Origin of the sequence: Arenicella sp. 4NH20-0111, assembly GCF_040366405.1 — a bacterium.
GTDB lineage: Bacteria > Pseudomonadota > Gammaproteobacteria > Arenicellales > Arenicellaceae > Arenicella.
Genome location: NZ_BAABWF010000003.1, coordinates 495,426 through 508,463, shown reverse-complemented (window position 1 = coordinate 508,463; position 13,038 = coordinate 495,426). Strand labels below are relative to the sequence as shown.

Annotated in this window: 14 protein-coding genes; 7 read left to right on the top strand and 7 right to left on the bottom strand. The window is 44.7% G+C overall.

The window, feature by feature from the left end; genetic code table 11:
- Nucleotides 1–33 precede the first annotated feature (33 nt).
- Nucleotides 34–915 carry a nuclear transport factor 2 family protein gene (locus ABWW54_RS09620; RefSeq protein WP_353412023.1) on the top strand — a complete coding sequence of 294 codons (882 nt, stop codon included), beginning with the start codon at nucleotides 34–36 and terminating at the stop codon, nucleotides 913–915.
- A 168-nt stretch (nucleotides 916–1,083) separates the two neighbouring features.
- Entirely contained in the window at nucleotides 1,084–1,851 is a 768-nt protein-coding gene (locus ABWW54_RS09615) for a class I SAM-dependent methyltransferase (protein WP_353412022.1), read from the top strand.
- A 60-nt stretch (nucleotides 1,852–1,911) separates the two neighbouring features.
- Here ABWW54_RS09615 and ABWW54_RS09610 read toward each other — a convergent pair whose 3' ends face one another.
- Nucleotides 1,912–2,511 carry a response regulator gene (locus ABWW54_RS09610; protein ID WP_353412021.1) on the bottom strand — a complete coding sequence of 200 codons (600 nt, stop codon included), beginning with the start codon at nucleotides 2,509–2,511 and terminating at the stop codon, nucleotides 1,912–1,914.
- A gap of 135 nt (nucleotides 2,512–2,646) precedes the next feature.
- Here ABWW54_RS09610 and ABWW54_RS09605 point away from each other — a divergent pair, with 135 nt between their 5' ends.
- The 4 genes from ABWW54_RS09605 (at nucleotide 2,647) to ABWW54_RS09590 (ending at nucleotide 6,669) form a co-directional block, all read left to right on the top strand.
- Entirely contained in the window at nucleotides 2,647–3,600 is a 954-nt protein-coding gene (locus ABWW54_RS09605; protein WP_353412020.1) for a 1-aminocyclopropane-1-carboxylate deaminase/D-cysteine desulfhydrase, read from the top strand.
- A gap of 268 nt (nucleotides 3,601–3,868) precedes the next feature.
- Nucleotides 3,869–4,279 carry a BlaI/MecI/CopY family transcriptional regulator gene (locus tag ABWW54_RS09600; RefSeq protein WP_353412019.1) on the top strand — a complete coding sequence of 137 codons (411 nt, stop codon included), beginning with the start codon at nucleotides 3,869–3,871 and terminating at the stop codon, nucleotides 4,277–4,279.
- Between the two features lie 115 nt (nucleotides 4,280–4,394).
- Nucleotides 4,395–5,663 carry a M23/M56 family metallopeptidase gene (locus ABWW54_RS09595; RefSeq protein WP_353412018.1) on the top strand — a complete coding sequence of 423 codons (1,269 nt, stop codon included), beginning with the start codon at nucleotides 4,395–4,397 and terminating at the stop codon, nucleotides 5,661–5,663.
- Between the two features lie 52 nt (nucleotides 5,664–5,715).
- Nucleotides 5,716–6,669, top strand: a complete 954-nt coding sequence (locus ABWW54_RS09590) for a polysaccharide deacetylase family protein (RefSeq protein ID WP_353412017.1) — start codon at nucleotides 5,716–5,718, stop codon at nucleotides 6,667–6,669.
- Here ABWW54_RS09590 and ABWW54_RS09585 read toward each other — a convergent pair.
- Nucleotides 6,654–7,508 (bottom strand): hypothetical protein, encoded by an 855-nt coding sequence (locus tag ABWW54_RS09585; protein WP_353412016.1) that lies wholly within the window; start codon nucleotides 7,506–7,508, stop codon nucleotides 6,654–6,656. The two genes, ABWW54_RS09590 and ABWW54_RS09585, sit on opposite strands and share 16 nt — an antisense overlap.
- 30 nt (nucleotides 7,509–7,538) lie before the next feature.
- Entirely contained in the window at nucleotides 7,539–7,817 is a 279-nt protein-coding gene (locus ABWW54_RS09580; protein ID WP_353412015.1) for a hypothetical protein, read from the bottom strand.
- 131 nt (nucleotides 7,818–7,948) lie between these two features.
- Here ABWW54_RS09580 and ABWW54_RS09575 point away from each other — a divergent pair, with 131 nt between their 5' ends.
- On the top strand, nucleotides 7,949–8,422 hold the full coding sequence (locus tag ABWW54_RS09575; RefSeq protein ID WP_353412014.1) for an Lrp/AsnC family transcriptional regulator: 474 nt from the start codon (nucleotides 7,949–7,951) through the stop codon (nucleotides 8,420–8,422).
- Between the two features lie 16 nt (nucleotides 8,423–8,438).
- On the opposite strand, the gene ABWW54_RS09570 is transcribed toward ABWW54_RS09575, so the two are convergent.
- From ABWW54_RS09570 to ABWW54_RS09555, 4 genes are all read right to left on the bottom strand, one after another.
- Nucleotides 8,439–9,152, bottom strand: a complete 714-nt coding sequence (locus tag ABWW54_RS09570) for a hypothetical protein (protein ID WP_353412013.1) — start codon at nucleotides 9,150–9,152, stop codon at nucleotides 8,439–8,441.
- 131 nt (nucleotides 9,153–9,283) lie between these two features.
- A complete protein-coding gene (locus ABWW54_RS09565) occupies nucleotides 9,284–10,297 on the bottom strand; it encodes an energy transducer TonB (protein ID WP_353412085.1) in 1,014 nt (337 codons plus the stop codon).
- 139 nt (nucleotides 10,298–10,436) lie between these two features.
- Nucleotides 10,437–10,931 carry a paraquat-inducible protein A gene (locus ABWW54_RS09560; RefSeq protein ID WP_353412012.1) on the bottom strand — a complete coding sequence of 165 codons (495 nt, stop codon included), beginning with the start codon at nucleotides 10,929–10,931 and terminating at the stop codon, nucleotides 10,437–10,439.
- 91 nt (nucleotides 10,932–11,022) lie between these two features.
- Nucleotides 11,023–13,023 carry an acyltransferase family protein gene (locus ABWW54_RS09555; protein WP_353412011.1) on the bottom strand — a complete coding sequence of 667 codons (2,001 nt, stop codon included), beginning with the start codon at nucleotides 13,021–13,023 and terminating at the stop codon, nucleotides 11,023–11,025.
- Nucleotides 13,024–13,038 lie beyond the last annotated feature (15 nt).

Below are 13,038 nucleotides of genomic sequence, written 5' to 3'. Positions count from 1 at the left end.
GTTCTCAACTCAATATTCTTAACGGTGACAACCATGACAACGCGCCAGCTTTTTACTTCCATAAAGTCAACTTTTTACTGCGCAAGCTTAGCGGCACTCTCCCTAGCTTCGCTCAGCTCGGCTCAAGCAACAGACACATCAAAGCTAACAAACAAAGAGAAGGCCGTCGCTCTGATACACAGTATAGAAAGTGGCGACCAAATTCCTGCTTCATACATAAACTCGGAAAAGTACATCCAACATAACTTAGCCGTTGCTGATGGGCTCGCTGGATTTGGCGAGGTACTACAACAACTCCCCAAAGGAAGCGCGAAGGCCAAGGTCGTTAGATCAATGCAAGACGGTGACTATGTGATTCTACACACCGAATACAATTTCTTTGGCCCCAAAGCAGGGTTTGATATCTTTCGTTTTGAAAACGGATTGATCGTTGAGCATTGGGATAACTTGCAGAAAATAGCACCTGAAAACGGCAGTGGCAGAACTCAGTTCGACGGGCAAACACAGATAAGCGATACGAATCGAACAGAGGAGAATAAAACCATCGTCTCGGAATTTGTCGCGAACATCTTGATCGGCGGCGACATGACAAAAATAGCCCAGTTCATTGGCCCCAAAGACACCGACTACCTACAGCATAATCCCAACGTTACCGATGGCTTAACCGGGTTAGGAGCGGCCCTGACGGCGCTTGCAGATCAAGGCATGCCCATGACCTATAGCAAAAATCACATCGTCCTGGGCGAGGGTAACTTCGTCCTTGCGGTGAGCGAAGGCACATTCTTAAATGAACACGTAGCCTATTACGATCTATTCAGGTTATCCAACGGTAAAATTGTTGAACACTGGGATACCATTGAAACCATTCCGGCTAAGTCCGAATGGAAGAACGAAAACGGAAAATTCGGCTTCTAGTTAGCCAAAGGCTATTCGCTTAACCGACCTTGTTAGGGCCACGACTGAGTGGCCCTTTGACAGCTCGACGACGCAGCACCAGTCAGCCTCTCCTATGTGAGAGCAATAAAGTTGATCCAAGCCCGTTCTTATGAGGGATCATGATTCAACTCAATGGACCCCAACCTCATGTCGATTTCAACACGATCACTGATTGCTGCCGTATTAATGGCAATGCTTGTTAACACCACCACCGTTGCTGGCAGCAATAGTGACACCACGCTGTCTGAAGAAGAACAGCACCTCCTAAAAGAGCTAATCGACAGTGATAACCGACCCACCAAACTCAAAGTTCGCAACAAATACCGTAACCCTTTTGAGACCCTGAGTTTCTTCAATGTCACATCGGACCAAACCGTCGTGGAAATCTGGCCGGGAGGTCAAGGCGGATGGTACCGAAGTATTTTGCAGCCTTATCTAGCCAGTCGTGGTCATTATATTCCAGTGCGTTCTAACTCCGCATTTCCCGCACCGTTGAATGAGGTAGACGATGGCACAGCGGACCACGTATTGGTTTTTAGAGCGCACGGGTTCATGATCTACCAACACCCAGCGCAAACGTACTTCCATGCAATCTTTAACATGTTAAAACCGGGTGGCACATTTGGCATTGTCGACCACCGAGGCAATGAGTCCATTGCACAAGACCCTGAAGGCAAAAACGGTTATGTAAATCAATCCCACGTCATAAAATTAGCCACCCAGGCTGGTTTTGATTTAGTCGCATCATCAGAAATAAACGCCAACCCGAAAGACACCAAAGATTACCCCAACGGATTGTACTCTCTACCCCCGAGCCTTAAAGGGTCTGCGTTTAATGCCGAATTGAGGCGCAAAGTTCTGGAGATAGGTGAGAGTGACAGAATGACACTCAAATTTATCAAGCCTTCGCGCTAAAACTATGCCACTCGGGACCGTTACCAAACACGTTCTTTTCGTGGCGCATCATCACCCACCTTAAAATGCGATCCAGGTGATAAAGGCGCTCATTAGAGCGCCTAAGAGCGCCCCACTAAGAGTCAACCAGACGTCTCTCTTGACTCTTTTCCTGGCAATTTTCGCGGCTTGAAAATTGCGATACATTAAGGCCCGAATAACCTCGGGAGACTTCCCTTTAATCATCCAGTCTGCGCCCAAATCTATCGACTTCTTCAACAGTTCATCGTCTAATAGGTTCAGCCCTTCTCTGGTTGAAATAATTACGGGAATTTCCTTCATACTCGGCTCTTGCTTAAGAGCCTCTAGAGCGCGAATTGCAGCGGGTTCTTTCTCTGCCTTAACAAGAACTTCAAGCTGTTCGCGGTTTTTGGCAATCTTTTCCACTATTCGATCAACCCGATCGTTCACCTCTTGCGCCTCGGCTGAGTCAAGCTCCCCATTCGTTCGATAAAGATCCAAGACAATAAGATCGGGCAGATCTTTCTTTAAACGATTCGAAAGCATCTCATGAACTTTAAGTGAATCTGAACACGATTCGACACTGATTCCATCGGTCGCATGGGCGTTCAGGAAGTGATTTCTTGCCCCTGCCTCGTCATCAATATAAAGTACTTTCATTGGCGAATATTCTCCTTTACTCAGTTACTAGCTCACGCTAGAGCTCGTTTCAATTCACATACTATATGAATTCGGCAAGCTAATGATTGTCAACTCTCTCTTTGATGTCAAACTTACAATTAGGCCCCTCATAAATTGAACAAAAAGACTCACAATGCTAACCGTCAACTCCATTCAATTCTGCAGCACAACGTCCTAATATATCGAGACGATCAAAATCACCCAACGGTGTCTGGAAACAAGCTGCATAAACTGAGCCCCAACCTCGAACTCGCGATCAACTCGGGTTGTCATGGGGTCGTCAGCTTTGGCGGCCCTTACTCTAATCATCTGCACGCTTTGGCTTGGGCATGCAAGTCGAGAACGTTAGCAAGCGTCGGTATTATTCGGGGAGAACTGCACAGTAAGCTCACACCCACCTTAAAAGATTGCTCTCAATGGGGAATGTCACTAGTCGCCATGAACCGCGCAAAATTTAGGGAATGCCAAGAATGGATCTCTCAAACTAATCAGGCCCAACCCACCGCGACGCCTATCTTTTCTCACCAATTGCTGCCCAACATTTTCCCACAGCTACCAGAGAACTTTTTAATAATTCCAGAAGGGGGAAGCAACCAACTGGCCATACAATCCTTAGCACAAGCTTATGAACCCCTATTCGAACAAGCCGAGTACGCTGAGGTAACTCATGCGGTTTGCGCAACTGGCACTGGGGCAACGTTAGCCGGCTTACGCCTTGCCGCACCCAAAGGTGTGTCCGTGCTTGGTATTCAAGCCGTTGCTGAAGGTGACGCTACTCTTAAACGGATTCATGACTGGCTTGGGACTAGTTCGCTGGACTCAAACGAATCGGCGCTGAGCATCATCCCAGGGCACTTAGGAGGGTTCGCAAAAACCACAACCGAACTGCTTGAGTTTATCAATGACGCTGAAACCGTTTACGGAGTGCCTTTAGACCCTATCTATAATGCAAAGGTACTGTTTGCGCTGGAAAACTTGGCTTGCAGTGGGTATTTTTCCTCAACCGATAAAATCTTAGTAATACACACGGGTGGCCTGCAAGGTAACCGAGGCATTGCATTTAAGTAAGCGCCACTCAGACTTGTTAGCAAATAGAATTAAACCATTTCACCAAAGCCCACGCCGCATTCCTTCGAACAAGCCGCGTTGTTATCCTTCATGATGGCGAGGAGGTTCCTCTGACGGTTCTACAAGATTTAATGCACCAATATCTACAGCCGCAGCCAAACACAAAAAAGAAGACAGCCCCCTCATTCTTGTTAGCTATAGCTAACAAACTCTAACCGATCCACGCATTGATTAAATACTCTTAAGGTTTGTTGATGTTTGGTGACACATGTCGCCTAATGGCGACATGAAACCATCACCCACTGAACTCGTCATACTCAAGCACCTCTGGAGCGCACAACCTCAGAGTCTAAGAGAAATTCACATCGCAATAGAGAGCCAGTTGAACTGGAGTCGATCTTCTACTCGGAAAACAGTTGAGCGCATGGTCGAAAAGAAACTCCTATCGACCAAGAGCCTACATGGCCTAAATGTATATTGCGCAAAAGCGAAAAAGATTCCAACCTTAGCGTCAATGATAAAGATGTTCGCTTCGGATGTGCTTGGCATGGACGGTCCGCTGCCAGTAACAAATTTGGTTAAAAGTAAAATTCTAAATGACCAAGAGCTTAAAGAACTGGACGCCTACCTAAAAAAGAACTCACAGACTTCGAATACAAAACATGATGGAACAGATTAGCTTTTTCGCAATTACACTGAGTGTTACGTCTCTTATTTTTTCCTCATTAGCGTGGATACTTAACGCACGGTGTAAGCGAATCTCTCAATGGCCAATCGTCTGGTCGAGCGCTCTGATGGCACCTATGTTTTGTGCAACACTCGCGACGGCATTCCTTACCTTGCCAGAACTACACCCTCAGCAGGCCGTTGGCATCCCTAACGTACAGGTAACGCTCGACCCGATCCAAGTACTGCGTTTATCCCCACTGCAAAATATTGAATCCGACAAAAACGTTCTGGATGCCATTGTATGGCTCTACCTGATAGGCGTTCTGACATCACTGATCAGAGTGATTATAGGTAGAGCTCGAGCCTTAAGAATAGCGCGCCTAGGAACGAAAACACGATCAAGTTCTGGCATCAACTATGTGGTTTCATCTGATGAAATCACCCCGTTTATCTTGAGTAACCTTGTAGGGGATGGCTACCAAATTGTGATTCCCAACACGCTTGAACGCGAACTATCGAGCGACGAATTAGAACACATACTGTCACACGAGTTAGCGCATCACTACTTTTCGGACGACCGCATGGGAATGCTGTTACGGTTCGCAGCCGCCTTCAGCTGGTTTAACCCAATTTCGCACTTGACGTTCGTAAAATGGGAACACTGCATTGAACTTCGTAGTGACCTTACAGCTCTACATAATCAGTCAAAAGCTTCTAGGAGTGCCTATGCAAACACCCTTGTCACTGCACTCCATCTAACGGCTAACCGGGTACGGCAATACCCGGCAGCCTCCTTCTCAACAAACCATCTAAGGAATGAAAAAATGAGAATTAAATCGATATTGCATGGCGACGCCACAACTTTCAAGGGTTTCTCAAGCAAACTAATGATAGTGTCGGGCGCAACGCTAATTTCCATTGCCGTAGCGTCATTGGCAACCGCAAAAGATAATGAGAGAAGGCTAGCAAACAGCAATCTAATTGGTGAAGATATGCAGCTAATAATGTCAGGCCGCCTCACCGCATCTTACGGTAAAAGCCCAGATCCATTCAAAAAGGGACACAGCCGTGACCATAAAGGAGTTGATTTGGGTGCACCTCTTGGCACGCCAATTTATTCACCAACCGACGGCGTTGTTTTAGCCGCCACCGATCTTTACAGAAACAAACCGAAATACGGGAAGGTCGTGGTTATTAAAACTTCCGGTAAAACCAAAACCTTGTTTGCTCATCTTGACAGTTATAAGGTAAAAAAAGGAGATAAAATTTCCGCAGGGACATTACTCGCCACGGTAGGTCAATCAGGGGTCTCAACTGGGCCTCATCTGCACATAGAAACGTTCGTAAACGGCAAACGTGTTAACCCACTAGACGTTTGGCAATTAGCTGAATAAACTTGAAGACGCTCGCGGCGGGATCTCGCGGGTGTGAAACATGAGAATAAAAATGAAACACACTATCTCTATAGCCCTATTGTTCTTAAGCACAGTCGTGCTGTTAACTCCCGGTCATTCCAAAACAATCGCCTTGTCTTTTGATGATGCACCGCGCGGTAAAGGCCCTCTATTCACTGGCGAACAACGATCCGTCGAGTTGACTAAAAAATTAGAGCAACACAGCGCCAAACCCGTTGTATTCTTTGTTACCACTCGTGAAATTGAGACTGGAAAAAATCGTGAGCGAATCCACCGATACGCCAAGGCAGGCCACCTAATAGCAAACCACAGTCACAGTCATCCATGGGCACATAAAACCGATTCCGACAAATACGTCGCAGACATAAAGCAAGCAAACTCACTATTAACGGGGTTCGACAATCGACGTCCCTGGTACCGATTTCCGTATCTTGATGAGGGCCGAACGTTAGAACAACGAAACCGGTTGCGCAATGAACTGGATCAGATGGAGCTGATGAATGGTTACGTCACCGTTGATAACTACGATTGGTACATCGAAGGCAAGTGGCAAGAAGCGGTAGACAATGACCAGCCCGTCAATATCGAAGCTTTGGGAGAAGCGTATATTGAGATGCTGTTATCGGCCGTTCAATTTTATGACCAACTGGCCGTGGACACGCTCTCTCGCTCACCACATCATGTTTTGTTACTGCATGAGAATGATTTAGCCGCATTATTCATCGGTGACTTAATAGAGGCGTTAAAAGCTCAAGGGTGGAAAATCATCAGCCCCGATGAGGCGTATACCGACCCCATTGCCAATTATCAGCCGACAACACTTCGAACAGGGCAAGGTAGAATCGCCGCAATGGCGCATGACAAACACTCAAAAGACCAAGAAAAAAGCAAAAAACTACGAAAGAGATTAAGCCATCTTGCGATCGAAGAAACGCTAATCGATGACCTACTCAGTCGCAAAAACGTTTTTCAGGAACAAGAGTAACGACTGGTTACGCATACTCGGCTGACGCGCACCGTAATCCACAACGCCAGTAAGGGCAACAGTATTGTTTGGAAAACAAAAACCACCATTAAGCGTATAGCATGCTCACTTGCCGCTTCAGCTGCGTCGGTAAACTCAGCTAAATGCGTTTTCCAATCTAACGCTGTACCAGCGCTTTGAACCCACTCTTTGGCACTCTCTAGAAACGATCGTTCCTCAAGCTTTTCAGCGGTAACCACCTTACTTTCTTCGTTTAAAACAGTGAGCCGCTCAGTCGTGAACTTCAATTTGTTACTGGACTCTTGGTACTGAGGCTCCAAGAAATGTTGGTAGAACAATTCGCCCGTTATTGCAAAAAAGGGAACCGCTAACCTCAAGAAAACAACAATCACGGCACACCTAAATATCATCAGCTTTATCGGAACTGCTAATTTCTGCCACATCAAGAGAGAAAGCAGTACCGCGGATAAACTGGCCCAAAAAAGCCAGGCATAAAAATCCGAAACCGTGACATCCAGCAATATCTGCTGCGCCCCAAACGCCGTGCCTGCAACTAACACCACGGTCGAAAAGCGCTCGATCAAATCATTAACTGGGTCGAGAATTTCTCCCGGAGTAAACGTCATCCCGACCCCGACAGGCTCCACCGCCACTTCGGTACCCTGAGCCACGGAGATCACCCCATTAAGACTACGAGAAATCCCAAATGTCACTAACGCTCTCTGCAACCCAGCTTGAGTGTATTCATATCCCCGGCTGTCTAGCCACCCAGACTTCACCAACACTCCTGCTAGGAGCGCAATAATGGCAATAAATATTCGACAATGTTTAGATTCCATTCCACTAGCATACCATTAGATATTGGATATTTAGATCGATGAAATGATGTTTACTTCCATCACACCGATCAACACTGAGACCTTTGCCAACACACGTTCACTCTCGGTGTTTTTCAACATTTTCATTCTAACGCGCCAGCCACGACCAGATTCAATTCTCGCCAACTCAAAACGCTCAGGCAACGTCCCAAACGCCGCAAAAAACTCCAGGCAACGTGTAGGGGCAAATACATCGTTATCGAATACGACGTCTACTTCTTGGAATGAGTGACTTTGTGAGCGACAAACTGCGATTGGGAAAACGTTCATACTTCAGACATTCAGGATTAATATTGAATTATAGAATAAGCACTTTCTATGAAAAAAATGATTCGTAAACACGAAAAATTTACATTAATATGAATTATCTATTAATATAAATTTCAATATACGAATAAATAATGCAAGTAAAAGTCGACAGAGTCGATAAACGTCTTCTTGAACATATCCAAAGAGACGCCAGCTTATCCGCCTCTGAGCTCGGAGACATGGTTGGATTATCACAAGCCGCTTGCTGGAGACGCATTCAGCGCTTAGAGGAGTCGGGTGTTATTAAAAAGCGAGTCGCGCTTCTCGACGGAACCACGATTAATTGCGGCACCATCGTATTGGCGCATGTAAAACTATCGGCTCATGGGCGAGCGCACTTTGATGAGTTTTCTCAAAAAATAGAAGCATTGCCCAACGTACTCGAGTGCTTCGTGGTATTAGGAGATCAAGATTTTTTTATTAAAGTCGCCGTCAAAGATGTGTACGATTACGAACGATTTTTCTTCAATCGTCTATCAAGTATTGAGGGAGTAGCCGAGATCAGAAGCGCCGTAGCGCTTTCTCAGATCAAGAACGAAACGGCTCTCCCGCTATCAAACATCTAGCTGCCAGCACCCGAGCCTACTTTACCGACACATAGTTTTTGAACTCTTGCTGCTCTCTTTCATCAAAGGATTTAAAGACAAAGGCTTTGCCCTTAACCTCTGAGACTAACTTCTTAGGCCCAAAGACGTTGTCGCCCAATTTTTGAAAATACATCGACGTATGCAGTTTCTTAACAGTAACCGAGACGGCTGGTGAAAACGGTTCAACATTAAAAAAGTCGAGTCGTTCGATGTAGTTATCGGCCTTATTTACCCAAAGCTTCCCAGCTAAACTCTTCGCAATTTTTTCCTCCTCATCCAGAATAAGATCAAAGCTATAGATCTCGACCTCATCGGTTTCTTCAACCTTAGCAAGAGAAGACATTTCCACCATGTCATGCAAATCCAAACGCCCCGTGTCCGCCTGAGCACCATCAACAGCCTTAGCTTCGGCTTCGGCATCGGCTTCCGCTTCGGCTTCTTCCTCTTCTTTTTCCTTCGCTTTCTCCTTGTTGTACCTCTTCAACTCTTTATCTGTCGGAGTTTTCTCATTAATGGTAAAGAGGCTCCACTGAGGATCAGCACGAGGGTCAAACTGTTCTATTAAGTCATCTTCACCCTGCGTCACCACAGTAAAGGCCCACTCATCGCTGCTGAAGTTATTCATCCTATTGAACACTAATTCCATATCAGCCGCCTGCACTGGCGTTATCAGAGCCACCAGTAAAAACAATAACGAGGCTACTTTCATAATTGCCACTATCTAAATATTAACGATCCTGAATTATTAAACGTTACACCATGAACGTATACGCTCGTTTTGGGACAGTTTGTGACTAACTCTTAGCCCCAAATGAAAACAACCACAATAATTGTAAACGACTATTGCTCGAGTAAAGTTCCTTTGGTACCAGGGGCTCCGAGTAGACTTAGCAAACAGTCGCCCCATCGCTTCGGAACCGCGTACATTTTATCAGGCTCGAATTCCATACGCGTAAACTTCGTATCACAACGTAATTCAATTTGATCCAAATTGCCCGATTCAAGCTCGACGGAAAAGCTTCGTTTAAACAATCGATGGTGTCCATCTCCAGAGTCACTAATAAGCACCGTTTGTTGTATCGGATCTGCCGACTTTTGTATCTGTTGTATCTCTTCAACAGCGGATACAAATTTACGGATAACCTGCTCTTCCTTAGACATAGTTTCATACAGCTCTATTGCCTCAACGTACCTACTTCGATTAATCAACTCCGTCAATAAGTTCACTCGAATGACTAGCCGTGTCTGTGCATCCAAATCTTTCTTTCCCTCATAGTCCAATCGTTGCAACCAGTCCAATGTTTGAAGAGAATCAAACCGCAACTGAGGCTCATTGAAGACCTCAGAAAAAAGCAGTTGTGCTAATTCCATCTGGACCAGTCGGTCGAAACTCCTAGAACGAATGTTTCTCATCGACACTAAAACCGTCTCTGCTTGAGCCTGGTCCTGATCTGAAACATATTCATGAAAAACCGCCAATAAACCACTGACCCTATCATCCTGACTATCCCCGTCATTGCTATGGAACCAATTGGTATTTGCTATTTTTGAGCGATCTAGTAGGAATACTATCGTTTCTCTTACAATCGAACTAGTAGGAATGCTGCCGAGCTGTGCAGGGTCGAAAGTGTAGTTCCTAACCAATTCAATAGCATGCTTTTCAAACTTCTCTTGAGTGGACTTAAGCACTCTAACATCAGAGACTTGACCATTTTTATTGACCATGTATGCCACTTCAACTGCCCCACTATCATAGCTAAAGCTTACTCGTGACGATCTTCTAACTAGATCCGGGTGTAAACCCTGACTTTTATAAATACGTTTGGCAGGCACAAATTCTGCCTCGGCATTCATTGAAACAAGAACGCTGCTTAAAACGTAAAACAACAAGACAAATCTCAGACTAAACATACATAAAATAGGTTGCCAGACCGAATGCCTAATCAGGCACTTCAGGCTGAGTATTAATTAGAAAGTATAAATAGATATCGCGTTAAAAATCAGAAGTTGACAGGTTGTTATGCTCCACGCGCGGTTGAAGTTCGTAAGCTCGTAATAGCCGATGCGTCAGAATCATCGATAAGATAGCGTACCCTCCAAAAAACAACAGACCAACATGAACCTTAACCGCCGCCAAACCGCCTAACTTAACGGTCGCCGCTAAGATGGCGATAATAAACACGTCAGCCATTGACCACTTACATATTTTGGCCAATTTCCTGATCGCGAATAATCTCGTTTTGCTGCCAGAGTCTTCAATGCTCAACGCAAACCACGACAACGCAAATTTTATGGTGGGCGTTAAAACGCTGAAACCGAAAATAACCACAACCAGAAAAAACTCTTGTGCTTTTAATAGTTCATAGACTCCACCGAGCAATGAAAAGGAGTCGTTAACAACGAAAAACTTCTGTAAGGAAAACATGGGTAGAGAAATACCCAAGACAAACAAAACCATCGAAACACCCAAAAAAACCCGATCAAACATAAGAGAGTAACTTCCTCATTAAACCCCGCCTCGCCAAAAAACTTAACCAAAGCAGGGCCATATTTCAAAACAAACAAAATGAGAACAAATATTAATCTGTTCTATCGCTAAACATACGATCTTCTAAAATGCTCGCAAGATGCCTTGAAAATTTTTGAGTAACGTGGTCTTTATCACGGCTAATTACGAACTTATCATTAGCGGTGTAACAGCGTTCTGCATCACAAAATTGATCCGTGAGGTTCACAATCCTCACCTTAGCACCGTACTTCTGCACACTTGTAGACCATGGCGAACTGTCTCTGATCGCTGAAGACACCGGAGATGTACATTTAGGGCTGTCGCCTTTTACCTCAACTAAACATTCCAAAGGGTCAAATTCGTGCCAAGGCGTGTCATGAATCAACACAACCTCAGCTCCTGACTGAAGTATTCTATCGACAACTCGCTGCTCTGCAGCCGCCAGCTCTGTTAGACGTTGTCTATCAACAATAGGTTTATTTTGATTGTCAATAAGAGCGACTCTTGATGAATTTGCTAGCACAACCAAACTAGGTTTTATGTCATCAATTTCTTGTAAAACTTTATCTCTCCACTCTACGCACTCTTTATATGGACGCTTCCACTTTACATGCCATTGACGAACATCAATCGAAACGCAGGCGCTTTTGGTTCGAGACACAAGCTTGAATTCTCGAGATAATGCAACCTCCTCCAAAGGCGGAAACCATTGCGCAGCATGACTATCACCAAATAACATAACTTTTTCATGGCTCGTTTTAGCACCAAAAGTACAGTCTGGGTAGTCTATGGCTCCTTGTGAAATATGGCATCGAGGGTCCGACCTATAGAGACTTGGCAGATCTCTTTTCACTGATTTCACTTCTACGAAGCTGCCATTTTTAAGAGCTATAAAGTTATCTTTATCTACAATTTGAATGAGATAATAAGATCCACCACTAACAATCAGAGTCAATAAAAATGCGCTAAATATGTTCACCCACACTCTTGTAGCTAAATAATTCGAAAAGCGAACAGGATTTTCAATCACTTTATACCCAACAAACGAAAGAATTAGAGTGAGTATCATTACGTAAGCTACATCCGCAAGGCTCCAGCTCGAAAAGTGTAATTGATAAAAAACAAATATAGGCCAATGCCAAAGATACATGGAGTACGACAACAGGCCAAGGAACACCATCGGCCGAGCAGACAATAGCTTACTAATAATTGACTTAAACCGATGATCGTTATTGACTCCGGAAAATATAACCATCGCCGCGCCCAACGTGGGTAAAACGGCAAACAGGCCAGGATACGATAGATCTGAGGAAAACCAAAAATACGCAAATAAAATCGACCCAAGTCCAACGGCTTGACTGACAAACCGAACCGAATTGTTGGGTGAAACCTTCTTCAACTCGCTGTAAGCGATTAAAACACCTACTCCTAATTGCCAAAACCTAGAATGAGTACCAAAGAATGAGATCGGTTGAGCAATCGAAATTGATACTAAGTTCGCAACAAAAGAAAGCACAGTTAAGATTAAAACACTCTTAACTATCAAGGATACCGGACAAGAATCTACTTCCTTAGAAAAGAACGACTTCCAGTAAATAGCACTGAGGAAAACAATCGTCATCAACAAATAGAATTGTTCTTCGATCGCCAGCGACCAGTAATGCATTAACGGTCCGCTCGCGCCTAAGTCATCAAAGTATTGGATTGAGGACGCTAATTTAGTCCAATTGATGACGTACAATGCCCCCCATACTGCGTCTTTCGCAACTGAATTTAGATAGAGCTGGCTCATTGTGAAATATGCCACAAGCAGCGTTATTCCTATCACCACTAGAGCCATGGGTAGCAGCCTCCGTGTTCGCCTTGCCCAAAAACTAGCAAAATCTACTCTGCCAGTCGACTCAAGCTCGCGTAGCAAGATTGAGCCGATCAAATAACCAGAGATAACAAAAAACACATCAACCCCAACAAAACCGCCTCTCAACAGAGACAGATCCGTGTGAAATATAAGCACCCCAATAATTGCGATTGCTCTCAACCCATCAATATCCTTTCGATAATTAAGTTTCATATACTCTGTATTTTA

Bases quoted from the DNA above. Each gene is read 5' to 3' on its own strand.
- ABWW54_RS09620 (WP_353412023.1), top strand. From the start codon at position 34: ATGACAACGCGCCAGCTTTTTACTTCCATAAAGTCAACTTTTTACTGC.
- ABWW54_RS09615 (WP_353412022.1), top strand. From the start codon at position 1,084: ATGTCGATTTCAACACGATCACTGATTGCTGCCGTATTAATGGCAATG.
- ABWW54_RS09610 (WP_353412021.1), bottom strand. From the start codon at position 2,511: ATGAAAGTACTTTATATTGATGACGAGGCAGGGGCAAGAAATCACTTC.
- ABWW54_RS09600 (WP_353412019.1), top strand. From the start codon at position 3,869: ATGTCGCCTAATGGCGACATGAAACCATCACCCACTGAACTCGTCATA.
- ABWW54_RS09595 (WP_353412018.1), top strand. From the start codon at position 4,395: ATGGCACCTATGTTTTGTGCAACACTCGCGACGGCATTCCTTACCTTG.
- ABWW54_RS09590 (WP_353412017.1), top strand. From the start codon at position 5,716: ATGAAACACACTATCTCTATAGCCCTATTGTTCTTAAGCACAGTCGTG.
- ABWW54_RS09585 (WP_353412016.1), bottom strand. From the start codon at position 7,508: ATGGAATCTAAACATTGTCGAATATTTATTGCCATTATTGCGCTCCTA.
- ABWW54_RS09580 (WP_353412015.1), bottom strand. From the start codon at position 7,817: ATGAACGTTTTCCCAATCGCAGTTTGTCGCTCACAAAGTCACTCATTC.
- ABWW54_RS09575 (WP_353412014.1), top strand. From the start codon at position 7,949: ATGCAAGTAAAAGTCGACAGAGTCGATAAACGTCTTCTTGAACATATC.
- ABWW54_RS09570 (WP_353412013.1), bottom strand. From the start codon at position 9,152: ATGAAAGTAGCCTCGTTATTGTTTTTACTGGTGGCTCTGATAACGCCA.
- ABWW54_RS09565 (WP_353412085.1), bottom strand. From the start codon at position 10,297: ATGAATGCCGAGGCAGAATTTGTGCCTGCCAAACGTATTTATAAAAGT.
- ABWW54_RS09560 (WP_353412012.1), bottom strand. From the start codon at position 10,931: ATGTTTGATCGGGTTTTTTTGGGTGTTTCGATGGTTTTGTTTGTCTTG.
- ABWW54_RS09555 (WP_353412011.1), bottom strand. From the start codon at position 13,023: ATGAAACTTAATTATCGAAAGGATATTGATGGGTTGAGAGCAATCGCA.